At 55.9% G+C, this 26205-nt stretch carries 26 protein-coding genes; 11 read left to right on the top strand and 15 right to left on the bottom strand.

The genetic code is table 11. The features are described from left to right. Window positions 1-278: 278 nt before the first annotated feature. A complete protein-coding gene (locus AC3Y5R_RS19730; protein WP_489922737.1) occupies window positions 279-527 on the bottom strand; it encodes a hypothetical protein in 249 nt (82 codons plus the stop codon). A 28-nt stretch (window positions 528-555) separates the two neighbouring features. Between AC3Y5R_RS19730 and AC3Y5R_RS19725 the strand changes: the two genes are divergently transcribed. Together AC3Y5R_RS19725 and AC3Y5R_RS19720 are read left to right on the top strand one after the other, a co-directional pair. Beyond that, window positions 556-936 carry a GntR family transcriptional regulator gene (locus AC3Y5R_RS19725; RefSeq protein WP_489922736.1) on the top strand — a complete coding sequence of 127 codons (381 nt, stop codon included), beginning with the start codon at window positions 556-558 and terminating at the stop codon, window positions 934-936. Between the two features lie 85 nt (window positions 937-1021). After that, window positions 1022-1339: a hypothetical protein gene (locus AC3Y5R_RS19720; RefSeq protein WP_489922735.1), complete on the top strand. Its 318-nt coding sequence runs from the start codon at window positions 1022-1024 to the stop codon at window positions 1337-1339. A 41-nt stretch (window positions 1340-1380) separates the two neighbouring features. On the opposite strand, the gene tpiA is transcribed toward AC3Y5R_RS19720, so the two are convergent. Then, entirely contained in the window at window positions 1381-2148 is a 768-nt protein-coding gene (gene tpiA, locus AC3Y5R_RS19715) for a triose-phosphate isomerase (RefSeq protein WP_158782247.1), read from the bottom strand. 103 nt (window positions 2149-2251) lie between these two features. Next, window positions 2252-2860: a YiiQ family protein gene (locus AC3Y5R_RS19710; protein ID WP_158782246.1), complete on the bottom strand. Its 609-nt coding sequence runs from the start codon at window positions 2858-2860 to the stop codon at window positions 2252-2254. A gap of 92 nt (window positions 2861-2952) precedes the next feature. Between AC3Y5R_RS19710 and AC3Y5R_RS19705 the strand changes: the two genes are divergently transcribed. Then, window positions 2953-3396: a DUF805 domain-containing protein gene (locus tag AC3Y5R_RS19705; protein ID WP_158782245.1), complete on the top strand. Its 444-nt coding sequence runs from the start codon at window positions 2953-2955 to the stop codon at window positions 3394-3396. Here AC3Y5R_RS19705 and fpr read toward each other — a convergent pair. Continuing rightward, window positions 3387-4133, bottom strand: coding sequence for a ferredoxin--NADP(+) reductase (gene fpr / locus AC3Y5R_RS19700; protein WP_489922734.1), 747 nt, complete (start codon window positions 4131-4133; stop codon window positions 3387-3389). The two genes, AC3Y5R_RS19705 and fpr, sit on opposite strands and share 10 nt — an antisense overlap. Before the next feature lie 301 nt (window positions 4134-4434). Here fpr and emrD point away from each other — a divergent pair, with 301 nt between their 5' ends. Next, window positions 4435-5613 carry a multidrug efflux MFS transporter EmrD gene (gene emrD, locus AC3Y5R_RS19695; RefSeq protein ID WP_489922785.1) on the top strand — a complete coding sequence of 393 codons (1179 nt, stop codon included), beginning with the start codon at window positions 4435-4437 and terminating at the stop codon, window positions 5611-5613. A 134-nt stretch (window positions 5614-5747) separates the two neighbouring features. Here emrD and glpX read toward each other — a convergent pair whose 3' ends face one another. The 3 genes from glpX to AC3Y5R_RS19680 all read right to left on the bottom strand — a co-directional run bounded on the left by glpX (window position 5748) and on the right by AC3Y5R_RS19680 (window position 9242). Further along, the gene (gene glpX / locus AC3Y5R_RS19690) at window positions 5748-6758 is read right to left on the bottom strand and encodes a class II fructose-bisphosphatase (RefSeq protein ID WP_489922733.1); all 1011 of its coding nucleotides are present in this window, start codon (window positions 6756-6758) and stop codon (window positions 5748-5750) included. A 91-nt stretch (window positions 6759-6849) separates the two neighbouring features. Further along, complete coding sequence (gene glpK, locus AC3Y5R_RS19685; RefSeq protein WP_489922732.1) at window positions 6850-8364, bottom strand: glycerol kinase GlpK; 1515 nt, start codon at window positions 8362-8364, stop codon at window positions 6850-6852. 32 nt (window positions 8365-8396) lie between these two features. Then, window positions 8397-9242: an MIP/aquaporin family protein gene (locus tag AC3Y5R_RS19680; RefSeq protein ID WP_489922731.1), complete on the bottom strand. Its 846-nt coding sequence runs from the start codon at window positions 9240-9242 to the stop codon at window positions 8397-8399. A 447-nt stretch (window positions 9243-9689) separates the two neighbouring features. On the opposite strand from AC3Y5R_RS19680, the gene zapB reads away from it, so the two are divergent. After that, window positions 9690-9929: a cell division protein ZapB gene (zapB, locus tag AC3Y5R_RS19675; protein WP_158782239.1), complete on the top strand. Its 240-nt coding sequence runs from the start codon at window positions 9690-9692 to the stop codon at window positions 9927-9929. Window positions 9930-9979: 50 nt separating this feature from the next. Here zapB and rraA read toward each other — a convergent pair whose 3' ends face one another. The 7 genes from rraA to priA all read right to left on the bottom strand — a co-directional run bounded on the left by rraA (window position 9980) and on the right by priA (window position 18187). Continuing rightward, complete coding sequence (rraA, locus tag AC3Y5R_RS19670) at window positions 9980-10465, bottom strand: ribonuclease E activity regulator RraA (RefSeq protein ID WP_489922730.1); 486 nt, start codon at window positions 10463-10465, stop codon at window positions 9980-9982. 106 nt (window positions 10466-10571) lie between these two features. Then, on the bottom strand, window positions 10572-11501 hold the full coding sequence (locus AC3Y5R_RS19665) for a 1,4-dihydroxy-2-naphthoate polyprenyltransferase (protein ID WP_489922729.1): 930 nt from the start codon (window positions 11499-11501) through the stop codon (window positions 10572-10574). A 169-nt stretch (window positions 11502-11670) separates the two neighbouring features. After that, complete coding sequence (hslU, locus tag AC3Y5R_RS19660) at window positions 11671-13002, bottom strand: ATP-dependent protease ATPase subunit HslU (RefSeq protein WP_489922728.1); 1332 nt, start codon at window positions 13000-13002, stop codon at window positions 11671-11673. An 11-nt stretch (window positions 13003-13013) separates the two neighbouring features. After that, window positions 13014-13544 (bottom strand): ATP-dependent protease subunit HslV, encoded by a 531-nt coding sequence (hslV, locus tag AC3Y5R_RS19655; RefSeq protein WP_147200319.1) that lies wholly within the window; start codon window positions 13542-13544, stop codon window positions 13014-13016. 90 nt (window positions 13545-13634) lie between these two features. Next, window positions 13635-14567, bottom strand: coding sequence for a cell division protein FtsN (gene ftsN, locus AC3Y5R_RS19650; protein ID WP_489922727.1), 933 nt, complete (start codon window positions 14565-14567; stop codon window positions 13635-13637). Between the two features lie 175 nt (window positions 14568-14742). Continuing rightward, window positions 14743-15780, bottom strand: a complete 1038-nt coding sequence (gene cytR / locus AC3Y5R_RS19645) for a DNA-binding transcriptional regulator CytR (RefSeq protein WP_489922726.1) — start codon at window positions 15778-15780, stop codon at window positions 14743-14745. A 208-nt stretch (window positions 15781-15988) separates the two neighbouring features. Next, window positions 15989-18187, bottom strand: a complete 2199-nt coding sequence (gene priA, locus AC3Y5R_RS19640; protein WP_489922725.1) for a primosomal protein N' — start codon at window positions 18185-18187, stop codon at window positions 15989-15991. Between the two features lie 215 nt (window positions 18188-18402). Between priA and rpmE the strand changes: the two genes are divergently transcribed. Then, entirely contained in the window at window positions 18403-18615 is a 213-nt protein-coding gene (rpmE, locus tag AC3Y5R_RS19635) for a 50S ribosomal protein L31 (RefSeq protein WP_012439895.1), read from the top strand. Window positions 18616-18741: 126 nt separating this feature from the next. Here the strand turns inward: rpmE and metJ are convergent, their stop codons facing one another. Continuing rightward, a complete protein-coding gene (gene metJ / locus AC3Y5R_RS19630) occupies window positions 18742-19059 on the bottom strand; it encodes a met regulon transcriptional regulator MetJ (RefSeq protein ID WP_013200201.1) in 318 nt (105 codons plus the stop codon). Window positions 19060-19299: 240 nt separating this feature from the next. Between metJ and metB the strand changes: the two genes are divergently transcribed. The 5 genes from metB (at window position 19300) to AC3Y5R_RS19605 (ending at window position 26180) form a co-directional block, all read left to right on the top strand. Further along, window positions 19300-20460, top strand: a complete 1161-nt coding sequence (gene metB / locus AC3Y5R_RS19625; protein WP_489922724.1) for a cystathionine gamma-synthase — start codon at window positions 19300-19302, stop codon at window positions 20458-20460. 2 nt (window positions 20461-20462) lie between these two features. Continuing rightward, the gene (locus AC3Y5R_RS19620) at window positions 20463-22892 is read left to right on the top strand and encodes a bifunctional aspartate kinase/homoserine dehydrogenase II (RefSeq protein ID WP_489922723.1); all 2430 of its coding nucleotides are present in this window, start codon (window positions 20463-20465) and stop codon (window positions 22890-22892) included. Window positions 22893-23111: 219 nt separating this feature from the next. Then, on the top strand, window positions 23112-24002 hold the full coding sequence (metF, locus tag AC3Y5R_RS19615; protein WP_489922722.1) for a methylenetetrahydrofolate reductase: 891 nt from the start codon (window positions 23112-23114) through the stop codon (window positions 24000-24002). 281 nt (window positions 24003-24283) lie between these two features. Then, window positions 24284-25543 (top strand): 3-oxo-tetronate kinase, encoded by a 1260-nt coding sequence (gene otnK / locus AC3Y5R_RS19610; protein WP_489922721.1) that lies wholly within the window; start codon window positions 24284-24286, stop codon window positions 25541-25543. Further along, window positions 25536-26180 carry a class II aldolase/adducin family protein gene (locus tag AC3Y5R_RS19605; RefSeq protein ID WP_489922720.1) on the top strand — a complete coding sequence of 215 codons (645 nt, stop codon included), beginning with the start codon at window positions 25536-25538 and terminating at the stop codon, window positions 26178-26180. Before otnK ends, AC3Y5R_RS19605 begins: the two co-directional genes overlap by 8 nt. The last annotated feature ends 25 nt before the right edge of the window (window positions 26181-26205 follow it).

Below are 26205 nucleotides of genomic sequence, written 5' to 3'. Positions count from 1 at the left end.
CAACAGTGATAGTTGGCTTTGAAAAGGAGATTTTATAGTGATTAAATTATTGATAATAAAGTTTTTATATCGAAGGTGAGTCGGCGTTCAGAAAATGTATTATTGGGAAATGTGGGAGCTGAATCGAGCCTGCAACCGCTTTTATTGCAAAATTTACCGCCGCCCATCTACGACGGTGAGCGGCAGGTTACCCGTTCAATTTTTCGGCATACTCTCCGGCCCTTTACTGTGACTGATTGCCAGGCGGTTACAGGCGTTCATCAGGCCGACAGCAATGGTCATATCGGTGATCTCTTTTTCACTGAACTCTGCTTCAACCAGTGCGAAAACCTCATCCGGTGCCTGAGTTTTGCGATCGGCGTCAGCGACTCTGTCCAGGCCAGTGTGGCTTTCTCACAGCCAGTGAACCAGCTTCCGGCTTCACGCCAGACTTTGGTCAGGACAATTTTGTCCCAGGGCATCCCTTCGCTGTGCAGCGCTTTCATGGCTGCCGGTGCCACCTGGGCGTAGTGGATACGTTCGCTCATTGCCTTCTCCTGTGTTATTACATGACGGATGCCCTCCTGCCGCGATCTCGCTGTACAGCTTGGCGTTGCCCGTGGCACGGTTCAGGCGGCTTACGACATGCTGGCTGACAGCCAGCTGCTGGTGGCAAAGGGAGCGGCAGGGACTTTCGCTTCCGCCCGGTTGCCACCTCTTTCGCTGCCGCCGGTGCAGCAAACGGTGAGGCCGCCGCTGTATGATGTGATCCATGACTTTGACGCACCGCCGCGAATCTTCCAGATGGGCGTGCCCGCTGATGATGCTTTTCCGGGTAAAGTCTGGTCATGCATTCTCAACCGCCATACCCGGAAATGGCCAGCAGACCGACAAGCTATCCCGATCTCCGCGGCAGCTTGCTTCTGCGCGAGCAGCTGGTCAGCCATCTGGCGATGACGCGCGGGATAAGCTGCCAGGCTTCGCAAATCATCATCACCAGCGGCTATGCCGGTGCGCTGGGGCTGATTTCTCTGGCGCTGTGTTGGCGCGGGCAGAAAGTCTGGATGGAAGACCGGGTTATCTGCTGGCCCGTAAGTCGCTGGAGCTGGCCGCGCTGCAGCCTCATTTTCCCGTGGTTTACAGAGCGGCGCTGGCGGTTGAACTGCCTGAGGGTACGCGGGATGCCAATATCGCCAGGGAAGCGCTGGCCTGGGACATGGCCCCAACGTCGCATTCGGGCTGGTATCTGGATGCAGAAAAGCGTCGCTACGGATTAGTGCTGAGCGTGACCAATATGCCGACAGGCGGATTTGAAAACAGTGCGGGAAGGTTAAAAGCACTGATGGAACAGTGTGGGTAAATGGAGAAATCCTGCACCGTTACCGGTGCAGGGAGAACACATTAAGCGTTTTTAGCTGCCGCAGCGGCTTTAACGATCACCGCGAAAGCGTCTGCTTTTAGTGATGCGCCGCCAACCAGTGCGCCGTCGATATCTGGCTGAGCAAACAGTTCTGCAGCGTTCTTGTCGTTAACAGAACCGCCGTACTGGATGATCACCTGAGCGGCCACGGTCGCATCTTTCTTCGCGATGTGGTCACGGATAAATTTATGCACCGCCTGCGCCTGGGCAGGAGTGGCTGATTTGCCGGTGCCAATCGCCCAGACTGGCTCATAGGCAATGACCACGCCATTGAACGCTTCAGCGCCCTGGGTGTTCAGCACGGCGTCGATCTGACGGGCGCAAACTTCTTCCGTTTTACCGGCTTCGTTTTCCGCTTCGGTTTCACCGATGCACAGCACCGGGATCAGGCCCGCTGCTTTCAGCACGGCGAATTTATTGGCGATCAGCTCGTCGCTTTCTTTGTGGTAGGTGCGGCGCTCAGAGTGGCCAATGATGATGTATTTCGCACCGATATCTTTCAGCATGTCAGCGGAAACTTCACCGGTGAAAGCACCAGACAGGTTAACGTCAACGTTCTGTGCGCCAAGTACGATGTGGCTGCCTGCAGCGGCGTGTTTCGCCAGGTCCAGATACATCACTGGTGGGGCAATGGCTACGCCGCAGCCGTCAACGCTGCTCAGCTCGGTGCGCAGACCGGCGATCAGCTCGTTGACCATATGTTTGCTGCCGTTCAGTTTCCAGTTACCCATTACTAACGGATGTCGCATTCTATCCTCCACGCTTAGCGCGATACGGTTAAATTACCCTGCCTGGGCAGGGTTGTCTGCCAGACAGTATAGAGATCAAAACCTTTAAAGGCTTTGCTTTTCGTCATTTTTGCCCGGGGTCAGGGGTGTTCATCGCAAGCTTGATCGGCTCAATGGCAAAGGTCAGCCCTTTGTCGCCGTTGTCGGCAATCACGTAGCGGACCGCGCCCTCGGTCTGGGCAAAATAACGCGATCCTTTACCTTTGCTCAGCAGCTCATCCAGCCGTTTCAGGCTCTGTTCTTCGTTCAGCGTTGGCTCAAAAAAACGCTCCAGTGCGGCCATGTAAGCGCGGGCTTTATCACGTGCGCTCTCCTCTTCCGGACCGGGCACGGGCAGCCAGGTTATCTGTAAGGTTCTGATCTTTCCGGTGCCCTGTTCCAGAGCAGTTGAGGCATAGAGATTTTCATTGATCTTGCTGGCAGCTCGCGTCAAATTACTTTTGTCGCCACGGTTGTCGATTGCCCGGTATTCGGGGATCGTCAACGTTGGGTTACTGGCATTATACTTTTCGCGAAACTGGCCGATAGTCATATCAAAGGTGGGAGCCCCCGCCAGAAGATAGGGCGCAGTGGGCATATGTTCAGCACGATCCTGAGGACCAGCATCGGCCTGAGCCGGCGCAGTTGCCAGCGTGACCAGTAACATGATGCCCGTGAAGATCGCTTTATTCATTGTCGTCTGCCCTAACCTGTACATTCAGCTGAAGATTAGAACGGACAATGACCGGCAAAGTCAAAGCTTGACGCTGTTCTGAGGGATAAAAAATGACCTTACAAGCGTGGTGTTTTTCGTACCGTGGCAGACTGGGACGGCGCGATCTGTGGATCTGGCTGACGCTCTGGCTGGCGCTGCTGATTCTGTTGTTTACGCTGGCCGCACGCGGATGGATGAGTACCCAGACGGCAGCCTTCTGCGTGGTCAGCCTGCTGTGGCCGACCAGTGCTGTGGTGGTCAAGCGTCTGCATGACCGGAATAAAGCAGGATACTGGGCGCTGTTGCTGCCGGCTGCCTGGATGCTGATGGCCGGTGACTGGGCGTCGCTGCCTGCCAGCTGGCAGTGGGCGCTGGGCCGCTTTATCCCTACGTTGATACTGGTGACCATGTCCCTGGAGCTGGGCGTGTTCCGCGGTACCCCGCGCGAAAACCGTTTTGGTAAAACGGCTTGCCCGGTAAATTATCTCGGCCGCAGAATGCCTGACTACCAGTAATGTTCGCTGGTCATATGGCCCGGCTTGCGTTTCAGGTGTTTACGCATTTCGCGGGTCTCTTTCAGCAATTGCTGAGTATCGCGGACCATCTGCGGATTTCCGCATAGCATGATGTGGCTATGCTCCGCTTCCATCGGCAGGCCAACCGCCGCTTCCAGCTCGCCACTTCCGATCAGGGCAGGAACGCGGCCGGTCAGCGATCCGGCAATCTCTTCCCGGCTGACCACCGTCTGAATGCGTAGTTTGCCGTTATAACGCTGTTGCAACTGCTGCATCAGCGGCAGATAGCTCAGGTCCTGGGCGTAGCGGGCGGCATGCACCAGCACAATATTCTCAAAGCGTTCCAGCCCTTTACCTTCCTGTAAAATCGACAGATAAGGCCCGATGGCCGTGCCGGTGGCCAGCATCCACAGCGTTTTACACTCAGGGATTTCATCGAGCACGAAGAAACCGGCGGCCTCTTTGGTGATCATCACCTGCTGGCCGGGCTGCAGTGCATGCAGACGGGGGCTGAGTTTCCCTTCGGGTACGGTGACCAGATAGAACTCCAGGTTCTCATCGCTGGGGGCGTTCACGTAGGAGTAGGCGCGCTGTACGCGCTCGCCATCTATTTCCAGCGCCAGCTTGGCAAACTGCCCGGCGGTAAAAGGGTCGATGGGGGCTGTCACGGTGATGCTGAATAAGCTGTCCGTCCAGTCATTCACCTGTTTAATCGTGGCGTTAACCCATTCGGCCATAAACGGCTCCTTAGTCGGTGTGAGGCAGGTAAGTCACGGTATCTTCGCTATTGAAGCGGCATTTTTCCAGTGGCGGCCAGTCACAAAGCTCGTATCGACAAATTACGACACGGGCATTATGACTATAACGTACAGAATGATTTACGGCGCTGCCTGCTTTTGCTGACAGTCTGTGGACGGTCATTTTTCCCCTTTTACTCGCTTTGTCATTTATTCCTGATATTTTCCCCGCCATAAAGTTCCTTATCCTGGCTTATCTTCCTTTTTATGGTGGTTAAAGCCGACAAATATACTGATGAAAATGAGAAAAATAGCTAACGGACATCTGCTGGTGATGCTGATTGCGCTGGTGGCCGTCGGGCAGATGGCGCAGACGATTTATGTGCCTGCCATGGCGACTATTGCTGAGGCTTTTAACGTGCGGGATGGTGCAGTGCAGCGGGTGATGGCAGCCTATTTGATGACCTACGGTGGTTCGCAGCTGCTGTACGGTCCGCTGTCAGACAATATTGGCCGTCGGCCGGTGATCCTGGCCGGGCTGACTATTTTTATTGTCGGCACGCTGGTAGCGCTCAGCGCACCTGGTTTCGACCTGCTGGTGCTGGGCAGTGCTATACAGGGTCTCGGAACCGGTGTGGCGGGCGTGATGGCGCGAACCATGCCACGCGATTTGTATGCTGGCAGCGCGTTAAGGCAGGCCAACAGCCTGCTGAATATGGGTATCCTGGTCAGCCCGCTGGTCGCGCCGGTCATTGGTGCGTTATTGGCCCATCTGTTTGGCTGGCATGCCTGCTTTGCGTTTTTGCTGTTGCTGTGTCTGGCGGTGGGTGCCGCAATGCTGCGCTGGTTGCCGGAAACCCGCCCGGCTCCGGTTGAGAAACGGGCGCTGTTCTCACGCTATCGTCCGCTGCTGGCCGACGGCACCTTTGTCCGTTATCTGGTGATGCTGATGGGCGCGTTAGGGGGCATCGCGGTGTTCGAAGCGAGCTGTGGCGTACTGATGGGCGGCGTACTGGGCCTGAACAGTATTACCGTCAGTCTGCTGTTTATTCTGCCAATCCCTGCCGCCTTCTTCGGGGCCTGGTTCGCCGGACGGGAAAACAAGCCTTTCCCACAGATGATGTGGTGGTCGGTAAACAGCTGCCTGCTGGCGGGGGCGCTGATGTGGATCCCGGCCTGGTTTGGCGTGATGACTATCTGGACGCTGATTGTGCCTGCCGCGCTGTTCTTCTTTGGTGCCGGAATGCTGTTTCCGCTGGCCACGACGGGTGCGATGGAGCCGTGGCCTTATATCGCCGGGACGGCAGGGGCACTGCTGGGAGGGTTGCAGAATCTGGGTTCTGGCCTGGCCGCATGGCTTTCGGCACTGCTGCCGCAAAATGGCCAGTTCAGTCTGGGAATGCTGATGTTCGCGATGGCACTGCTGATCCTGCTGTGCTGGCTGCCGCTGTCAAAAAGGCCGGAGCCGCAAACCGTATAAGTTGCAGGTATGCCTGGCGGGCCGGATAAATCCGGCCGCTGCGGGATGCCGTATTATAGTATACAAAATCGCAGGGGCTGCCTTCATGGCAGCCGGGTGACAGACTACAGGGCTGAATCTGATCAGCCCACCGATCACAGAATATACGGATGCAGGCTCTCGTCTTTACGGTCGAGATAGTGGATTGACTGAATACGGCGGATGGTGCGGGACTTGCCGCGGATCAGCAGCGTTTCCGTGGTCGCCATATTGCCCTGGCGGGTGATGCCTTTCAGTAATTCCCCGGTGGTGATGCCGGTGGCGGAGAAGATTACGTTATCGTTGCGTGCCATCTCATCCAGCTTCAGCACTTTTCCGGCTTCAATTCCCATCGCCGCGCAGCGCTTCAGCTCCTGCTCACCCATCGTCCGGTTTTCCGGCGTGTCACCTTTTACAATATGACGGGCCACCAGGCGTGCCTGCATATCACCGTCCAGAGCGCGGATCACCGCAGCGGAAACCACGCCTTCAGGTGCGCCGCCAATTCCGTACAGCACGTCCACTTCACTGTCCGGCATGCAGGTCAGGATAGAGGCTGCCACGTCGCCATCCGGGAAAGCGAAAATACGCACGCCCAGCATCTTCAGCTGCTCGATCACCGCGTCATGGCGGGGCTTTGCCAGCAGGGTGATGGTAAGCTCAGACAGCGGTTTCTGCAGAGCCTGGGCGATACGCTTCAGGTTCTCTTCCAGCGGTAGCGCCAGATCGATCACGCCTTTAGCTCCCGGCCCGACAATCAGCTTTTCCATGTACATATCCGGGGCGTTGAGGAAGGTGCCCTTGTCGCCCACAGCCAGCACAGCCAGAGCGTTCGCCTGGCCCATGGCAGTCATCCGCGTGCCTTCAATCGGATCCACGGCAATGTCCACCGCGTCCCCTTCACCGCTACCGACCTTTTCGCCGATATACAGCATCGGGGCTTCATCAATCTCGCCCTCGCCAATGACGATCTGGCCGTCAATATTCACTTTGTTAAGCATAATGCGCATGGCGTGGACGGCAGCGCCGTCAGCAGCGTTTTTGTCGCCGCGTCCCAGCCACTTATAGCCAGCCAGCGCGGCCGCTTCCGTTACACGTGAAAATTCAATGGCGAGTTCTCGTTTCATGATTTGCCTCGGGGAAGTGATGAGGCGGGAAGTTTATCACGGCAGGGGAGAAAAATGCCCGCGATCGGCTGACCGCAGGCAGAAGTGCAGATTACGAGTTGTCCTGGTCTTCCCATGCCTGCGCACGGGCAACCGCTTTTTTCCAGCCAGCGTAGCGATAGTTGCGCTCGGTGGTTTCGATGCTTGGACGGAATTCACGTTCGATAACCGCCTTCGAACGCACTTCATCCAGATCTTTCCAGAAGCCCACGGCCAGGCCCGCCAGATAAGCGGAACCCAGTGCAGTCACTTCCAGCACTTCAGGACGCTCAACGCGGGCACCCAGAATGTCAGACTGGAACTGCATCAGGAAGTTGTTGGCGACTGCACCACCATCCACACGCAGCGATTGCAGGCGGGTGTTGGCGTCGATCTGCATGGCTTCCAGCACGTCACGAGTCTGATAAGCAATCGACTCCAGCGTGGCGCGGATGATGTGGTTAGCGTTAGCACCGCGAGTCAGGCCGAAGATCGCGCCACGGGCATATGGGTCCCAATATGGTGCGCCCAGGCCGGTAAAGGCTGGCACCATATACACGCCGTTGCTGTCTTTCACTTTCATCGCGAAGTATTCAGAGTCGGTTGCATCGCCGATCAGTTTCATCTCATCGCGCAGCCACTGAATAGAGGCACCACCGATAAACACCGCACCTTCCAGCGCGTAGTTCACTTCGCCACGCGGGCCGCAGGCGATAGTGGTCAGCAGGCCGTTGTTGGAGGTCACGGCTTCAGTCCCGGTATTCATCAGCATAAAGCAACCGGTGCCGTAGGTGTTCTTCGCCATGCCCGGCTGAACGCAGAGCTGGCCGTACAGTGCTGCCTGCTGGTCACCCGCGATACCGGCGATTGGAATACGTGTACCGCCTTTACCCCCGATGTTGGTCTGGCCGTAAACTTCAGAAGAAGACTTCACTTCCGGCAGCATTTCACGCGGGATATCGAGGATATCCAGCATGCGCTGATCCCACTCCAGCTTGTGGATGTTGAACATCATGGTACGTGAGGCGTTGGTGTAATCGGTGATGTGCACCCGTCCCTGAGTCATCTTCCACACCAGCCAGGAATCAACGGTGCCGCACAGCAGTTCACCGCGTTTGGCGCGCTCGCGAGAGCCTTCAACGTGGTCGAGGATCCACTTCACTTTGGTACCGGAGAAGTAGGGGTTAATCACCAGACCGGTGGTGTGCTGGATATACTCTTCCAGACCCTCTTTTTTCAGCTTCGCACAGTAGTCTGCGGTGCGCGGATCCTGCCAGACAATAGCGTTGTATATTGGCTTGCCGGACTCTTTATCCCAGACGATGGTGGTTTCACGCTGGTTGGTGATACCGATGGCGGCAATCTCATCCGAGCGGATATCGGCATGGGCCAGCACTTCGACCAGCGTTGAGCTCTGCGAGGCCCAGATGTCCATCGGGTCATGCTCAACCCAGCCTGGCTTAGGATAAAGCTGCTGAAATTCACGCTGTGAGACCGCCACAATGTTAGAGTCATGATCCAGGATAACAGCTCGGGAGCTGGTCGTGCCCTGATCAAGCGCGACAATATATTTTTTTTCTACGGTCATAAATCCTTCCTGATGGTGTAAAGGGTTAGCACTTACGCTTTACGCTGCTCAGCACGCGCTATCGTCTTCTCTTCTTTCTTTACCACAACTGCACCCGGCAGGTTACGGGCGATCAGGTTGCGGTAGCCAAACGCACCAACACTGGCGCCAACAATCGGGCCAAGAATCGGCACGAGGAAATAAGGGATATCACGGGCACCGGTGAAGGCGACGTTACCCCAGCCAGCCAGCCAGGCAAACAGTTTCGGTCCGAAATCACGAGCCGGATTCAGGGCGAAGCCGGTCAGCGGGCCCATTGCGCCGCCGATCACCGCAATCAGCAGACCAATCAGCAGAGGAGCCATCGGTCCGCGTGGCAAACCGTTGCCGTCGTCGGTCAGCGCCATAATCAGGCCCATCATCACCGCAGTGATCACGGCTTCGACCAGGAAGGCCTGGCCCACGCTGATGTGCGGGTTTGGATAGGTTGAGAAGATGCCTGCCAGATCCAGACTTTCCACGCTGCCACGCACCATATGATGAGTGGCTTCATAATCTAAGAATAAATTGTAGTAGAGTCCGTAAACCAGTGCGGCGGAACAGAAGGCTCCGGCAATTTGTGCCAGGATATACGGCACGACTTTACGGCCTTCAAAATTTGCAAACAGACAGAGCGCGATAGTCACGGCCGGGTTCAGGTGCGCACCGGAGATTGCGGCACTGAGATAGACAGCCATCGCTACGGCGATACCCCAGATAATACTGATTTCCCACTGTCCAAAACTGGCACCAGCCAGCTTCATTGCAGCGACACAGCCAGCACCAAAGAAAATAATGGTGCCGACTCCCAAGAATTCTGCGATGCACTGCCCTTTGAGCGTGCTGATTGATTGACTCATGTTGGCATTTCCTGAAGGCGAGGTTAAATGTTGTACTGCGTTTTGTTCTCACTCCCTGAGCCACCCTAATCTTATGTAGGGCTGTTGTTAATTTATCGTTAACGAGCATAAACGAGAAATAGCGAAATCAAAAGTTGTGCTGTACGTCAAATAAATGAGCGTTTTCGCGTATTTTTACGTTCTTAAAACATCATTCCAACTTTCGTTTCAGGATTTTTTTCTCAATTTGTTAACTTTATCCTTACTTTAAATGTGGTTAAATGTTGCGCATTCCAGGTCTTGACTGAAAATTGTCACAGACTGTACGTCGTGCGGGTTCGCTGCTGGACTTGAAGGACTGCTCTACTTACAATCGTGTCATCGTTGTTATCCGCGGAATCCGGCTTATCCCCTCATGATCTGCGGGTGGCAGCATCAACGCCTTGCGATTAGGAGAGGTTTATAACCATGTCATTTGAAGTGTTCGAAAAACTGGAAGCGAAAGTACAGCAGGCGATTGATACCATCACTCTGTTGCAGATGGAAATCGAAGAGCTGAAAGAGCAGAACAACAACCTGAACCAGCAGGTTCAGCAGGCTGCAGGCAACAGTGATTCTCTGGTGCGTGAAAATCAGCATCTGAAAGAAGAGCAGCATGTCTGGCAGGAGCGCCTGCGCGCGCTGCTGGGGAAAATGGAAGAGGTCTGAGTTATTCAGGCTGAAAAAGCGACGGGTGCCAGTGTGGCACCCGTTTTTATTTATTCGATATCGAGCGGGTCTTCAGAGAGGATGATGCCGGTATTATCAGCGTACAGATGGTCGCCTGAAAAGAAAGTCACGCCGCCAAAGTTTACGCGGACATCGCTTTCCCCAATCCCTTCGCCAGCCGCACCAACCGGAATAGCGGCAATGGCCTGAATGCCAATATCCAGCTCTTCCAGGTCGTCAACCTGACGGACGGAACCGTATACCACGATGCCTTCCCACTCGTTTTGCAGAGCCAGCCGTGCCAGTGCCGCATCGACCAGTGCGCGACGGACTGAACCGCCACCATCGACCAGCAGCACACGCCCACGCCCGTTTTCCTCCAGCAGATCGTAGAGAAGCCCGTTGTCTTCGAAACATTTTACCGTGATGATTTGCCCGCCAAACGAGGTGCGGCCACCGAAGTTTGAAAAGAGCGGTTCAACGACGTTCACATCTTCATGATAGATGTCGCAGAGTTCAGAAGTATCATATTTCATAAGGGTTTCGTCTGTTTGCCACAGGAAACTCAAGTATATCGCTTTCTGCGGGTTGTTGGCAAAATCATCAGCCGCTAAAAATTGCGATGGGTCAAGCACATCGTGATTAATTGATGATCAGGCCCATGGCAAAAAGCAGGTTAACCAGCAGCGCCGTTTTGACCGTTTTCACCAGTAATGGCCGCATGGCAATCGCCGAATTTTCGCGCAATACGTATTGACCCTGGCGGTACAGCAGAGGAGCGGCCAGCAGGAATAACCAGCCAAAAACACTCAGCGAATTCAGCACGGCAAAAAGGGCAAAGCACAGCAGCGAGGCTGCCAGCAGCAGCAAATGGTAGTGGCGGGCTTTGGTCGCGCCCAGACGTACTGCCAGGGTGAATTTGCTGTTTTGCCGGTCGCTGTCTATATCGCGCATGTTGTTGGCATTTAACACAGCGACCGCAAGCAGCCCACAACCGCTGGCAGGCAACAACATCACCGGATGGAAGCTGTGAGCCTGCAGATAATAACTGCCCAGCACGCCCAGCCAGCCAAAGAAAATTAGCACCGAGGCATCTCCAAGGCCGAGATAGCCATAAGGCTTTTTCCCCACGGTATAGGCAATAGCAGCGACGATAGCCAGCGCACCCAGCGCGAGAAACCCGAGTATGTCGCTGAAGGAGTGGCAGGAGCGGATAACCAGCGCCACCCCCGAAAGCATGGTCAAAAATACGGTGACACCCAGCGCAAAGCACATTTGCTTCTGAGTGATCGCGCCTTTCTGCATCCCCCTCAGCGGTCCGATACGGTCTGGCGTATCGCTGCCTTTGACCGCATCACCGTAGTCGTTGGCCAGATTGGACAGGATTTGCAGCAGGGCGGTGGTCAGCAGGGCCAGAGCGGCAATGGAAAGGCTGAAGTTCCCCTGCCACCAGGCAAGTGCTGAACCGGTGATCACCGAGGCGCAGGCCAGCGGCAGCGTACGCAGGCGCAGACTTTCCAGCCAGGCGCGCAGGGAGGAGATAGCCGGGATTGGGTGGATATTTTCCGTCATGAGGCTGTAGCCTTTGCTGGAGAGAAGAGGAGATTCTGAATAGCCACCAGTCTACTGCCCGCCAGAAGTGAAAGACTTAATCCACGTCAATGATGCTCGAAACGCCTGCCGTCAGGGCAATAAGGGCGAAAAAAAGGAGGCCGAAGCCTCCTGATACTTTTTCTGACGCTTACAGAATGAAGCGGCTGAGATCTTCGTCGGCCACCAGCTCATCCAGATGCTGACCCACATAATCGGCATCGATGGTGATGGACTCGCCATTACGGTCACTGGCGTCGTAGGAAATCTCTTCCATCAGACGCTCAAGAACCGTGTGCAGACGACGGGCACCGATGTTTTCAGCTGTTTCGTTAACCTGCCACGCGGCCGCGGCGATCTTGCTGATACCGTCGTCAGTGAAGTGAATATCCACTCCTTCTGTTTTCATCAGTGCTTTGTACTGAACGGTCACGGAGGCGCTTGGCTCAGTCAGAATACGCTCGAAGTCGTGGGTGGTCAGCGCCTGCAGCTCAACGCGGATCGGCAGGCGGCCCTGCAGCTCCGGGATCAGATCGGAAGGGCTGGCAACCTGGAACGCACCGGAGGCGATAAACAGGATGTGATCGGTTTTCACCATGCCGTGCTTGGTTGAGACGGTGCAGCCTTCCACCAGTGGCAGCAGGTCGCGCTGCACGCCTTCGCGGGAGACGTCCGGGCCGGAGCTTTCGCCACGCTTACAGACTTTATCGATCTCGTCGATAAACACGATACCGTGCTGCTCAACGGCATCGATGGCTTCCTGCTTCAGCTCTTCCGGATTCACCAGCTTGGCGGCTTCTTCTTCCACCAGCATTTTCATCGCGTCTTTGATCTTCAGCTTACGGGGCTTCTGCTTCTGACCACCGATGTTCTGGAACATTGACTGCAGCTGGCTGGTCATCTCTTCCATGCCAGGAGGAGCCATGATTTCCACGCCCATTGGCGCGGCGGCCAGATCGATTTCAATCTCTTTATCGTCCAGTTCGCCTTCACGCAGCTTCTTGCGGAAGGACTGGCGGGCAGCAGAAGGCTCAGACGCTGTCTCGGACTGGCCCCAGTTGTTTTTTGCCGGGGGAATCAGCACGTCGAGAATGCGCTCTTCGGCCATTTCTTCGGCACGATAGCGGTTTTTCTCAATCGCCTGAGAGCGAACCATTTTGATCGCAGAATCGGTCAGATCGCGGATAATAGAGTCTACTTCTTTACCCACATAGCCCACTTCGGTGAACTTGGTCGCTTCGACCTTGATAAACGGCGCATTGGCTAATTTTGCCAGACGGCGGGCGATTTCGGTTTTACCCACCCCGGTCGGGCCGATCATCAGAATGTTTTTTGGCGTGACTTCATGGCGCAGCTCTTCGTCGAGCTGCATGCGGCGCCAGCGGTTACGCAAGGCGATAGCCACAGCTCGCTTGGCGCCGTCCTGGCCGATGATAAATCTGTTCAGTTCGCTGACGATTTCGCGCGGGGTCATTTCAGACATAGGTAAGGTCCTTACGCTTTAGACGGTAATTCTTCGATGGTGAGATTGTGGTTGGTGTATATGCAGATGTCGCCTGCAATACCCAGCGCTTTTTCCACGATATCGCGCGCGCCGATTTCGGTATTTTCCAGCAGCGCACGGGCGGCTGCCTGTGCGTAAGGACCACCAGAACCAATGGCAATTAAATCGTTTTCAGGCTGAATGACATCGCCGTTGCCGGTAATGATCAGCGAGGCGTTTTCGTCGGCCACGGCCAGCAGGGCTTCCAGCTTGCGCAGCATGCGGTCAGTACGCCAGTCTTTCGCCAGTTCAACGGCGGCCTTCACCAGGTGTCCCTGATGCATTTCCAGCTTACGTTCGAACAGTTCAAACAGAGTGAAGGCATCTGCGGTACCGCCAGCAAAACCGGCAATGACTTTGTCATTATAGAGACGACGCACTTTTTTGACGTTGCCTTTCATTACGGTGTTGCCGAGGGTAGCCTGGCCATCACCGCCAATTACTACCTGGCCGTTGCGTCGTACACTTACAATTGTTGTCACGGGCAGACCCCTTGTTGCAGTCGGAAGATAGCCCTGCCGCCAGGCAGCAGGGCATTGATGCAATCAGATATGGGGCGGGATTAGGGGGTTTCAACCCCCAATGGCGAGAGGAATACAATTTGAGTGGCCGGAGCCGCGCAGGCTTTTCAGCGTGCTGTCCGCGCCGGCACGATTGCTGAACGGCCCAATCACCACGCGGTTCCAGCCCCCCCCGGTAGTGATCCGGCTCTCAAAGCCTTCAAAGGCCAGCTGCGCACGAATGGACTCAGCCTGATCAGTGCCTTTAAAGGAGCCGCACTGCACCATCCAGCGCTGAGACTTCTCTTTCTGCACTTCTTTCGGCTTCACTTCAGCCTTCGGCTGCGTGGTCTGTGCCGGTGCTGTTGGGGCCGGTGCCTGGCGAGCAGGTTCGCGCGTGACCGGCGCTGCCGGTTGGGTACGGTTTTGCGGCAGCATATGAGGCTGTTGCTGAGGCTGCGTCTGGGGGCGCGTCTGCGGCGCTGGCTGCTGCTGTGGCATGCGTGACTGCTGTTGCAACTGGCTTTGCTGCTGCTGACGCTGCAGCGTTTGCTGGCGCTGGGCAGGCGTCTGCTCATTCCACGGCACTTCATTCAACTGGGTCGGCTGCTGGCGCATATCCGCCTGCATCTGCTCAAGCAGCTGGCGCTGCTCATCCGTCAGCTGAGTCTGGGAATGCACTTCGCCACCGGCAGTAGGTTCTGTAGGCTGAGGGACGGTAATCTGGCGGTTTTCCAGCTCTTTAATATAGCGCCAGCGCTCTTCAGGCTTGGGCGGCAGGCCATTTCCTGGCGCTTTATGATCCGGAATGACGGGTGCATCTTCTTTTTTATGATGGGCAATGAACCACAGTCCACCGACAAAGGTCACCAGCACCGCAACGGCAAGGACCACCATTATCTTCGATACCCCTGAACCACTGCTGCGCTTTTTGCTGCGACTGTTGGTCTTCTTGCGACGCGTCCCTGTCGAACGCCCGCGGCCTACGTAATCTTTTTGTGCCACTATCGTTCCGCTAATAATCAGTGAAATAAAGGTGAGGTCGGGCAATAAATGAGCTGGTGCGCCCGGCTATCAGCTCGCCATGTTACTCAAGGGCCGGAAGTTTGACCAGCAGGGATGCCATTAAGAATCTGCTGAATCTCGATTTTGCGGCCACCGTTGCCCTTTTTTCCGGCGGTCAGACCTTCTCGCGAAGGGAGGGGGCGGTACTGCCGCGGATTTTCAGTTCGAAGTCCAGCAGGCGTGAACCGCTGTTGACCGGTCTGCCCTGTAGCTGCTCCAGCAGCAGGTTCATTGCCTCACGGCCAATGTTAAATCTCGGCTGGGCCACGGTGGTCAGCTGCGGATCGCTATAGCGCGACAGCTCGATATCATCAAAGCCAATCAGCGATAAATCCTGCGGAATGCGCAGACCCATATTTTTTGCCTGCGACATTGCGCCCAGCGCCATAATGTCGCTGTGGCAGAACAACGCATCGGGCGGAGTGGGCAGCGCCATCAGCTGCTTCATCGCCCGGGCACCGGCGTCAAACGTGAAGTCACCCCGCACAATATAGTGGGGATCCAGCGCAATGCCATTGCGCCTCAGCGCCTGAATGTAGCCCTGCAGACGATACTGACACAGCGGCATATCATGCGGCCCGGCGATACAGGCAATGCGGCTGTGGCCGAGCTTCAGCAGATGGTTGACTGCTTCAAAGGCGGCCGTCAGGTTATCAATGTGGACGGTCGGTAGCTCCAGCTCAGGCGCAAACTCATTTGCCATCACCATGGGGGGCAGGTTGCGCTGCTCTTCCAGGCCAGTCTCGAAAGGCACCTGAGAACCCAGCAGAACCATGCCGTCAATCTGGCGAGTCATCATCAGATTAAGGAAAGATTGCTCCTGACGGTTCTGGTGCGCGCAGTCGCCAATCAGCACCAGATAGCCCTGATCGGCCGCGACCACCTCAATACCGCGGATCATCTCGCTGAAAAAGGGATCGCAGATGTCCGGTACGATCACCAGGATCGTCCTTGATTCATTGCGTTTGGCGTTGCGAGCCATGGAGTGGGGGGAATACCCCACGGCAATCACCGCCTCTTCCACTTTTTGTCGCGTTACGGCAGAGACTTTTTCCGGGTTCGTCAGGGCGCGCGATACTGTCGCCGTGGATACGCCAGCTTTTATCGCCACATCCTTCATGGTGGCTCCCGTTGTCTCTTGATTCTGCTCCAACGCTTTTCTCCTCACGCCAGCCTCAGCTGACCTGACTTTTCAAAGGGGTATTCTGGTGACTTTCAGTGCTGTTACGCGTGCATTACTGACCACCCTCACATAAATAACCGATGTGCGTGAAGGGCGTTACTTAATTTGCATAAAAAATGTGACTTGTGCGACTTTTTTCGATGTTGCCCGCAGTGCTCTGGTGCAATGATGGGACATTTCAGCCTTCGGTGGGATCGACATCCAAAGTCCACTTTACTTTTCTGGCCTGTGGCAGGGTGGTAATCAGCGGAAGCGTGGCTTTAATCAGGCGTTGTAAATGTCCGCGGGATGGATGCTGGAGCAGCAGTTGCCAGCGGTAACGTCCGCCACGTTTGGGCTGCAGTGCCGGAACCGGCCCCATCACCCAGAACGATTCGTCCTTCAGCGGGCTGGCTTCCAGCAGGTTGCGCAGCTGCTGCAGGAACAGTGCCGACTGTTGGTTATCATGATCGTCCGATCGGAACAGGGCATGGCTGGTGAAAGGCGGCAGGAAGACGATTTTACGCTCGCTCAGGGCCTGCCTGGCGAAGTCATCATAGCCTTTGTGCAGCAGTGTTTGCAGCAGGGGATGATCGGGATGGTGCGTTTGCAGCATCACTTCACCCTGTTTACCGGCCCTGCCAGCACGTCCGGCAACCTGGGTATAGAGCTGGGCAAAGCGTTCTGCCGAGCGGAAGTCTGCAGAAAACAGTGCGCCATCAACGTCCAGCAGTGACACCAGGGTGACATCGGGAAAATGATGCCCCTTCGCCAGCATTTGTGTCCCTACCAGAATACGGGCACCGCCACGATGCACGTCTGCCAGGTGCTGTTCAAGCGCTCCTTTACGGCTGGTGGTATCACGATCGATACGTGACAGCGGGACGTCCGGGAACAGCTCGCTCAGGTTGTGCTCCAGCTGTTCCGTACCCAGCCCCACCGGCACCAGATGCGTTGATCCACACTGCGGACACTGATGAGGAATGGGCCGCTGACTGTCACAGTGGTGACAGCGCAGCTGGCGATGATGCTGGTGCAGCGTGTAGTAGCGGTCGCAGCGCTGGCACTCCGCAATCCAGCCGCATTCATGACACAACATGGCGGGAGAGAACCCGCGGCGGTTCAGAAACAGCAGAACCTGGTTGTCGGCCTTCAGGTGCTGACCAATCTTTTTAATCAGCATCGGCGACAGTCCGCCCTGCAGCTTCACGCCTTTCAGGTCAATCAGCTGCTGCGTGGCCTGACGTGCATTCCCTGCGCGCTTACTGAGATTCAACTGGCGATATTTACCCATCTGCACGTTGTGCAGGGTTTCCAGCGCAGGCGTGGCCGTGCCCATCACGATGGGAATATCTTCCTGACGCGCCCGGAATACGGCCAGGTCGCGGGCCTGATAGCGCCAGCCTTCCTGCTGCTTGTATGAGCTGTCGTGTTCTTCATCGATGATAATCACCCCCAACCGCACGAAAGGGGTGAACAACGCCGAGCGGGTGCCAATAACGATTGCTGTTTCCCCACTTCTGGCGCGGAGCCAGACGGCGAGCCGCTCGCTGTCATTCAGCGCGGAGTGAAGCACATCCACCGGCGCGTTAAAACGTTCCCGAAAGCGGGCGATAGTTTGTGGTGTCAGGCCAATTTCTGGCACCAGCACCAACGCCTGGCGGCCGCTGGCCAGCACGTTTTCCAGCACGCTGAGATAAACTTCGGTTTTACCTGAGCCGGTGATACCCGCCAGCAACCAGGCAGCAAAGTGGTCGTCCTCGCTGCGAATGGCACCCACGGCGGTTGCCTGCTCGGTGTTCAGCTTCAGCCGCTCACCCTTTACCGACCAGGTGCTGCGCCAGTCCTGCTGTGCCCGCTGCCGTGCCTGAAGGTCGCACAGGCCTTTTGCCCGCAATGCCTGCAGCGTGGCATCGGTGATGTCGTGCTGACTGATTTCGTGTCGGTAGAGGTTGCCCTGGCGCAGAGTGGCTATCGCCTGCTGCTGCTTCGGCGCGCGTTTCAGCGTTTCCGGCGCGGTTTCCCGGCCCGATTCGGTGATTGTCCATTGCAGCAGCGGCGCTTCCTGAGCCGGTTTGCCCTGGCGTAGCAGCACCGGCATGGCATGGAACAGCACTTCTCCGAGGGGATAGTGATAGTAATCCGCCGCCCATAACAGGATACGCCACAGTGAAGGCGGATAGAGAGACTCGCTGTCCAGCACCTCATGCACTGCTTTCAGTTGTTCCAGGGGAAAGTCGCTGTTCTCAGAGAGCCCGACCACCACACCAATGGCTTTACGCTTGCCGAAAGGAACGCTGACACGGGCACCGACCCCTGCCGCAGGCAGATGGGGCGGCAACAGATAGTCAAAGTTGCGGGCAAGAGGGACGGGCAGCGCGACCTGAACAACGGGCATGAAATCATCCGGATGAAATTATGAGCGGGATAGTGTACACTGTGTCATCCTGAATGTGCGGATTCGATTGCAGCGGACGGTTAATATCTGTATAGTTCGCCGCCGTTGATACGGCATTTTGGTATCACATACACCTGAATTTTTAATCTTCGTGTGGTGCCGGTGCAGGATTTTCCTGGCACGGGAGAGCGACACGGCCTTAACTGAGGTTTCCCATGAAAAAAGGTATTCACCCAAATTACGCTGAAGTTACTGCTAAATGTTCTTGCGGTAACGAAATCAAAACCCGCTCAACCGTGGGTCACGACCTGAACCTGGACGTGTGCGGCAACTGCCACCCGTTCTACACCGGTAAGCAGCGTGACGTTGCCAGCGGTGGTCGTGTTGACCGCTTCAACAAGCGTTTCAGCATCCCAGGCAGCAAATAAGCGACCTGACAGAGACGGTTCACGTTTCGGATGTAATGAAAAAACCCAGCTTCGGCTGGGTTTTTTTATGTCTGTCATCTGCTCAGTCGCAGGCATGAGGAGAAGCCCGGCCTTGTGCCGGTGGCCTCAGTATTCCCAGGTATCGGGATCGACGCCCATCTCTCTCATAATGGCTTTTGCCTCTTCCGGGATCTCATCGCTGCGCTCTTTACGCAGGTCGACATCATCTGGTAGTGGCTGACCGGTGAAAGCATGCAGAAATGCTTCACACAGCAGTTCACTGTTAGTGGCATGGCGGAGGTTATTAACCTGACGGCGGGTGCGCTCATCGGTCAAAATTTTCAATACTTTTAACGGGATGGATACCGTAATTTTTTTTACCTGCTCGCTCTTCTTGCCGTGTTCAGCATAAGGGCTGATATATTCGCCGTTCCATTCAGCCATGGGGTACCTTAGTCATCATTAATTTTCACAATGCCGAAATTCGGCTAATTATGCCCGAAGTTGGTGCCCATCACACGTGATGGAACAACTTTCTGTCGGCTATAGCGCCATAATCTTAACGGTTATTGCCGGATTGCTCAATCTATACGCAAAGACATTTAGAAGTCCAGATGTATTGACGTCTGTTTCTGCCCTGTTATGCTGGGAGCCTTCTTTACTCGTTTCAGGAATTTATGCACCATGACGCGCAAACAGGCAACTATCGCAGTCCGCAGCGGTTTGAATGATGACGAGCAATATGGCTGCGTTGTCCCGCCGATCCATCTCTCCAGCACCTATAACTTTATCGATTTCAACGAGCCTCGTGCCCACGACTATTCACGTCGCGGCAACCCGACTCGTGATGTTGTGCAGCGCGCATTAGCCGAGCTGGAAGGCGGGGCCGGTGCAGTGTTGACCAATACCGGGATGTCGGCGATCCATCTGGTGTGTACGGTATTCCAGAAACCTGGCGATCTGCTGGTCGCTCCCCATGACTGCTATGGCGGAAGCTATCGCCTGTTCGACAGTCTGAGTAAACGTGGTGCTTACCGCGTGAAGTTTGTCGATCAGGGCGATGAAGCGGCTCTGAAAGCGGCACTGGCTGAGAAGCCAAAACTGGTGCTGGTGGAAAGTCCAAGCAACCCGCTGCTGCGCGTGGTGGATATTGCTGCCATCTGTAAAGCCGCCGGTGAAGCCGGTGCAATCAGCGTGGTGGATAACACCTTCCTCAGCCCGGCGCTGCAAAATCCTCTGGCACTGGGAGCGGATCTGGTGCTGCACTCCTGTACTAAATACCTGAATGGTCACTCCGATGTGGTGGCGGGTGTGGTTATTGCCAAAGATCCGGCGCTGGTCACCGAGCTGGCCTGGTGGGCTAACAATATTGGCGTGACGGGAGCTGCTTTCGACAGCTATCTGCTGCTGCGTGGCCTGCGTACCCTTGCCCCGCGTATGGCGGCAGCTCAGCGCAACGCGCTGGCAATAGTTGATTACCTGAAGCAACAACCGCTGGTCAAAAAGTTGTATCATCCTTCCCTGCCGGAAAACGCCGGTCACCAGTTTGCAGTACGTCAGCAAAAAGGTTTTGGCGCGATGTTAAGTTTCGAGCTGGATGGGGATGAGCAGACGCTGCGTCGTTTCCTGAAAGCGCTTGAATTGTTCACCCTGGCGGAATCGTTAGGGGGAGTTGAGAGCCTGATTTCTCACACCGCCACGATGACTCACGCAGGAATGTCAGCAGAGGCACGAGCCGCGGCTGGTATTTCAGAAACGTTGCTGCGGGTTTCAGTGGGAATTGAAGATCACGAAGATTTAATCGCCGATCTGGATAATGCATTCCGGATAGCGGCCGAGAGGTAAGCATGAGTCAGTCAGCAGTGGCAGCAGGAGCACGTCAGTTGCATAAATTTGGTGGCAGCAGCCTTGCCGACGCCAAATGTTATCTGCGGGTGGCCGGGATTATGGCTGAGTACAGTCACCCCGGCGACATGATGGTGGTTTCCGCTGCAGGGAGCACCACTAACCAGTTGATAAGCTGGCTTAAACTGAGCCAGAGCGACCGGTTATCTGCCCATCAGGTTCAGCAGGCGCTGCGGCGCTACCAGAGCGATCTGATCGGTAGCTTGCTGCCTGCTGAAGCGGCGGAGGTGCTGATTGCCAGCTTTATCCAGGATCTGGAAAGGCTTGCCGCGCTGCTGGATGGCAAAATCACCGAAGCCGTGTATGCCGAAGTCGTGGGCCACGGTGAGATCTGGTCGGCGCGTCTGATGTCTGCCGTACTGAACATGCGTGATATTTCTGCCAGCTGGCTGGATGCCCGTACCTTCCTGCGTGCTGAAAGGGCGGCGCAGCCACAGGTTGATGAAGGGAAATCCTGGCCGCTGCTGCAACAGCTGCTGGCGCAGCATCCCCATCAGCGGCTGGTGGTGACCGGTTTTATCAGCGGCAACGAGCAGGGCGAAACCGTGCTGCTGGGCCGCAACGGCAGCGACTACTCGGCAACGCAGATTGGTGCGCTGGCGGGGGTGTCGCGCGTAACCATCTGGAGCGATGTGGCCGGGGTTTACAGTGCTGACCCGCGTAAAGTGAAAGATGCCTGCCTGCTGCCGCTGCTGCGCCTGGATGAAGCCAGCGAGCTGGCCCGCCTGGCTGCGCCGGTTCTGCATACCCGCACATTACAGCCTGTCTCAGGCAGCGACATCGATCTGCAGTTGCGCTGTAGCTATCAGCCGGAGCAGGGCTCTACCCGTATTGAGCGGGTGCTGGCCTCAGGAACCGGTGCAAGGATTGTCACCAGCCACGACGACGTCTGCCTGATTGAGTTTCAGGTTCCGCCACAGCATGATTTCGCGACATTGCATAAAGAGATCGATCAGTTGCTGAAGCGCGCGCAGCTGCGCCCACTGGCTACTGGCGTACATCCCGATCGTAATCTGTTGCAGCTCTGCTACACCTCTGAAGTGGTCAGCAGTGCGCTGACGCTGCTGCAGGATGCGGGGATCCCTGGCCGCTTACAGCTGCGTGAGGGCATGGCGCTGGTGGCGCTGGTCGGTGCGGGAGTTTGCCGCAATCCCCTGCACAGCCACCGTTTCTGGCAGCAGCTGAAAGATCAGCCGGTCGAGTTTATCTGGCAGTCGGAAGAGGGCATCAGCCTGGTGGCGGTGCTGCGTGTCGGCCCGACTGAGCATCTGATCCGTGGCCTGCACCAGTCGCTGTTCCGCGCTGAAAAGCGGATTGGCCTGGTGTTGTTTGGTAAGGGAAACATCGGTTCGCGCTGGCTGGAACTGTTTGGCCGTGAGCAGGAAACGATTTCGGCCCGTACCGGATTTGAATTTATTCTGGCAGGCGTGGTGGACAGCCGCCGCAGCCTGCTGAGCTACGAAGGACTGGATGCCAGCCGCGCGCTGGCCTTCTTCGAAGATGAAGCCGTGGAGCAGGATGAAGAGTCGCTGTTCCTGTGGATGCGGGCGCACCCGTTTGACGACCTGGTGGTGCTGGATGTCACTGCCAGCGAGCAGCTGGCCGCGCAGTATCTGGATTTTGCCAGTTATGGTTTCCACGTAATCGGTGCCAACAAGCTCGCCGGTGCTGCCAGTGGAGACCGATACCGCCAGATCCGAGATGCCTTTGCCAAAACAGGCCGTCAGTGGCTGTATAACGCTACGGTTGGGGCTGGATTGCCGGTTAACCATACAGTGCGCGATCTGCGTGAAAGTGGCGACAGCATTCTGGCAATCAGCGGGATTTTCTCCGGTACGCTTTCATGGCTGTTCCTGCAGTATGACGGTACTGTGCCGTTTACCGAGCTGGTGGATCAGGCCTGGCAGCAGGGGCTTACGGAACCCGATCCGCGCGTCGATCTGTCCGGTCAGGACGTAATGCGGAAGCTGGTGATCCTGGCGCGTGAAGCGGGTTATGACATCGAACCTGACCAGGTGCGCGTGGAGTCGCTGGTGCCGAAAAGTTGCGAAGGTGAATCAGTGGATCACTTCTTCGAAAACGGCGAGGCGCTTAACGAGCAGATGCAGCAGCGCTTTGAGGCCGCGCAGGATATGGGTCTGGTGCTGCGCTATGTGGCGCGTTTTGATGCCAACGGTAAAGCCCGTGTCGGCGTTGAAGCGGTGCGTGATGACCATCCGCTGGCTTCATTACTGCCCTGCGATAACGTCTTTGCGATTGAAAGCCGCTGGTACCGTGATAACCCGCTGGTTATCCGTGGACCGGGTGCGGGGCGCGATGTGACCGCCGGTGCGATTCAGTCCGATCTCAACCGCCTGGCACAACTGCTGTAGACTTCCTCAGGGTCGGTTTCTCCGGCCCTTTGTTTTCTCTCAGGATCTCTTCTGCTGTATGAATTTCCTTCAGCTTCGCTGAGAATTTGTCACGCATGTTTATCATTTAACTGTTGACTGAATGGCTTAAATCCTTCATTTTGAATGTCTGGACGTCTAAACGTATGGATGTTCAACTCGGACAAGTCTATTTTTGAGCGATCGATGAGGGAAGCAGGTATGAGTTTTTTCCACGCCAATCAGCGCGAAGCGCTGAACCAGAGTCTGGCTGAACTGAACGGACAAATTAACGTCTCTTTCGAGTTTTTCCCGCCACGCACCAGTGAAATGGAACAGACCCTGTGGAGCTCCATCGATCGTCTCAGCAGCCTGAAACCGAAATTTGTTTCCGTCACTTACGGAGCCAACTCTGGCGAGCGCGACCGCACTCACAGCATTATCAAAGGGATCAAAGATCGTACCGGGCTGGAAGCTGCGCCGCACCTGACCTGTATTGATGCCACCCGCGATGAACTGCGCACTATTGCGCAGGATTACTGGAATAACGGTATTCGCCATATTGTAGCCCTGCGCGGCGACTTACCACCAGGCGGCGGTAAACCAGAAATGTATGGTGCAGACCTGGTGGCGTTGCTGAAGGAAGTGGGAGAGTTTGATATTTCCGTCGCTGCCTATCCGGAAGTGCATCCGGAGGCGAAAAGCGCCCAGTCAGACCTGATCAACCTGAAGCGTAAAATTGATGCAGGTGCCAACCGTGCCATCACGCAGTTCTTCTTTGATGTGGAGAGCTACCTGCGCTTTCGCGATCGCTGCGTAGCTGCCGGTATCGACGTGGAAATCGTTCCGGGCATTCTGCCGGTGTCGAACTTCAAGCAGCTGCAGCGTTTCGCCACCATGACTAACGTGCGCGTACCGGGCTGGATGACCAGCATGTTTGAAGGGCTGGATGAAGATCCGGAAACCCGCAAAATGGTCGGCGCTAACGTGGCAATGGATATGGTGAAAATCCTCAGCCGTGAAGGCGTTAAGGACTTCCACTTCTACACGCTGAACCGCGCGGAAATGAGCTATGCCATCTGCCATACTCTTGGCGTTCGCCCGGCGGTCTGATAACGGTTAGCTGAACTCCTCATCCCGGGCGGCACTCTTGTCGCCCTTTCTGCTTTGTTTCCACTCTGTTCATTTTCTCCCCTGCCTTTTTACTGCTTTCACATCTCTTCACGGTGCCATGTGAAACGGAGTGAATTTAAAAAAATGCATAATTTCAATTAATTAGGGCTCTAAGTTGTGTTAAGTCAAGGTTGGACTTTGTGACAGGCATCATTGGAATGTGAACGAATGTCGTTCAAAATATACCATAATTTCACAAAGCGAAGGCAGATACTAAAGCCATGACTATCAAATTGGGGATCGTTGCTGACGACTTTACTGGCGCAACCGATATTGCCAGTTTTATTGCCCGGTCCGGCTGGCGAGTGATACAGCTGAATGGAACTCCCGCAAATCCGGTGCTGCTGGAGGCAGCCGATGCCCTGGTTATCTCACTGAAAAGCCGTTCGTGTCCTGCTGAACAGGCAATGGCCCTGACCCGGCAGGCTTGCGAATGGCTGCATGCTCAGGGCTGCGAGCGACTCTATTTTAAATACTGTTTCACTTTTGACTCCACTCCCGCAGGCAATATCGGCCCGGTGACCGATTTTATGCTGGGTTATACCGGCGTGGCGCTGGCTGTTCTGTGTCCGGCGCTTCCGGTTAATGGCCGTACTGTGGTGCAGGGGAATCTCTACGTCAACGGAGAGCTGCTTAACGAATCCGGGATGCAGAATCATCCGCTGACGCCAATGACTGATGCCTTTTTGCCGCGGGTGATGGAGCAGCAGTCTGCCGGAAAATGCGGGCTGGTTTCGTTAGAGGTGCTGCGTTCTGGTAAAGAAGCTGTTCAGCGCCACCTGGGGCAGATGCAGTCAGAGGGAAAAAGTTACGCGGTGATGGACGCGGAAAACGATGAAGATTTATCTTTACTGGCCGCAGCGTTGCCGGATGATGTCCTGCTGACCGGTGGTTCCGGGCTAGCGGGTGCACTGGCAGCGCTGACGCCCCTGCCAGAATCTTCAACGGCAGACGTGATGCCTTCAGCGCAGGGAGAGAGCCTGGTAATGGCAGGCAGTTGCTCAGTGATGACCAATGGGCAGGTTGCGGCCTACCGTGAGATTGCTTCTTCACAGGCGATAGATATCGGGCGTTGCCTGCACGATCGGTCTGGCTACCTCGCAGAATTGATTGACTGGGTGAGAGGGCAGCCAGCCGGTAAAGCGCCAATGCTGTATGCCACCCGTCCGGCGGCAGAAGTGAAAGCCATTCAGCAGCGCTACGGTGTTGAAGAGGCCGGCAATGCGATAGAGCAGCTGCTTGCCTCGCTGGCAGTGACGCTTTATGACCAGGGTGTGAACAAATTTATTATTGCCGGAGGTGAAACCTCCAGCCTGATAGTACAGCAGCTGAAGGTACAGGGATTCTCGATTGGCCGTTCTGTTGCTCCCGGTGTTCCCTGGGTAAAGGATCTTCATCGCCCGCTGTGGCTGACGCTGAAATCAGGTAATTTTGGCGAAGAACAATTTTTTAACCAGGCCCAGGAGTTTTATCATGCATGATATCGCGTTACGTGAGCAGATGGTGTCGCTGGCTCACTCAATGTTTATGCGTGGCTATTGCAGCGGTGGGGCAGGTAATCTGAGTTGTCGCCTGCCGGGTGGTGGATTCCTGCTGACCCCAACCAATTCCAGTTTTGGTTCACTGAGTGTGGAAACGTTGAGCGAGCTGGACGCCGGGGGGGAAACTGGGTTTCCGGCGATAAGCCCTCCAAGGAGTCGGTTATGCATCTGGCGTTTTATCGCCAGTGTCCGGATGTGGGGGGGCGTGGTGCATTTACACTCCCCGTCGCTAACCGCGCTTTCCTGCCTGCCAGGTCTGGACCCGAAGGACTGCCTGCCACCCATCACTCCCTATTTTGTGATGCGGGTGGGTAAGCTGCCGGTGATTCCTTACCACCGTCCGGGCCATCCGGGTCTGGCCGATGCGGTTGCCACGTTGGCACCTGATCATAACGCCATGCTGTTGGCGAACCATGGGCCGGTAATAGGCGGTGCAAACCTGCGCGATGCGGTTTTCAATTCGGAGGAGCTTGAAGACACGGCCCGCCTATACTTTACATTGCTCCCGCATGGCATGGTTACGCTGAATGAAGAACAGGTGACCGAGCTGCATACAGTTTTTGGCCGTAAACAGTGATGTTATGTTGCTGAAAGACCAGGAG

This window comes from Erwinia sp. 009765445 (assembly GCF_058137865.1).
This window is presented reverse-complemented; position numbering and strand designations above follow the sequence as displayed.

Coding starts and splice junctions, on each gene's coding strand:
- AC3Y5R_RS19730 (WP_489922737.1), bottom strand. CDS start 527: ATGAGCGAACGTATCCACTACGCCCAGGTGGCACCGGCAGCCATGAAA.
- AC3Y5R_RS19725 (WP_489922736.1), top strand. CDS start 556: ATGCCCTCCTGCCGCGATCTCGCTGTACAGCTTGGCGTTGCCCGTGGC.
- tpiA (WP_158782247.1), bottom strand. CDS start 2,148: ATGCGACATCCGTTAGTAATGGGTAACTGGAAACTGAACGGCAGCAAA.
- AC3Y5R_RS19710 (WP_158782246.1), bottom strand. CDS start 2,860: ATGAATAAAGCGATCTTCACGGGCATCATGTTACTGGTCACGCTGGCA.
- AC3Y5R_RS19705 (WP_158782245.1), top strand. CDS start 2,953: ATGACCTTACAAGCGTGGTGTTTTTCGTACCGTGGCAGACTGGGACGG.
- fpr (WP_489922734.1), bottom strand. CDS start 4,133: ATGGCCGAATGGGTTAACGCCACGATTAAACAGGTGAATGACTGGACG.
- emrD (WP_489922785.1), top strand. CDS start 4,435: ATGAGAAAAATAGCTAACGGACATCTGCTGGTGATGCTGATTGCGCTG.
- glpX (WP_489922733.1), bottom strand. CDS start 6,758: ATGAAACGAGAACTCGCCATTGAATTTTCACGTGTAACGGAAGCGGCC.
- glpK (WP_489922732.1), bottom strand. CDS start 8,364: ATGACCGTAGAAAAAAAATATATTGTCGCGCTTGATCAGGGCACGACC.
- AC3Y5R_RS19680 (WP_489922731.1), bottom strand. CDS start 9,242: ATGAGTCAATCAATCAGCACGCTCAAAGGGCAGTGCATCGCAGAATTC.
- zapB (WP_158782239.1), top strand. CDS start 9,690: ATGTCATTTGAAGTGTTCGAAAAACTGGAAGCGAAAGTACAGCAGGCG.
- rraA (WP_489922730.1), bottom strand. CDS start 10,465: ATGAAATATGATACTTCTGAACTCTGCGACATCTATCATGAAGATGTG.
- AC3Y5R_RS19665 (WP_489922729.1), bottom strand. CDS start 11,501: ATGACGGAAAATATCCACCCAATCCCGGCTATCTCCTCCCTGCGCGCC.
- hslU (WP_489922728.1), bottom strand. CDS start 13,002: ATGTCTGAAATGACCCCGCGCGAAATCGTCAGCGAACTGAACAGATTT.
- priA (WP_489922725.1), bottom strand. CDS start 18,187: ATGCCCGTTGTTCAGGTCGCGCTGCCCGTCCCTCTTGCCCGCAACTTT.
- rpmE (WP_012439895.1), top strand. CDS start 18,403: ATGAAAAAAGGTATTCACCCAAATTACGCTGAAGTTACTGCTAAATGT.
- metJ (WP_013200201.1), bottom strand. CDS start 19,059: ATGGCTGAATGGAACGGCGAATATATCAGCCCTTATGCTGAACACGGC.
- metB (WP_489922724.1), top strand. CDS start 19,300: ATGACGCGCAAACAGGCAACTATCGCAGTCCGCAGCGGTTTGAATGAT.
- AC3Y5R_RS19620 (WP_489922723.1), top strand. CDS start 20,463: ATGAGTCAGTCAGCAGTGGCAGCAGGAGCACGTCAGTTGCATAAATTT.
- metF (WP_489922722.1), top strand. CDS start 23,112: ATGAGTTTTTTCCACGCCAATCAGCGCGAAGCGCTGAACCAGAGTCTG.
- otnK (WP_489922721.1), top strand. CDS start 24,284: ATGACTATCAAATTGGGGATCGTTGCTGACGACTTTACTGGCGCAACC.
- AC3Y5R_RS19605 (WP_489922720.1), top strand. CDS start 25,536: ATGCATGATATCGCGTTACGTGAGCAGATGGTGTCGCTGGCTCACTCA.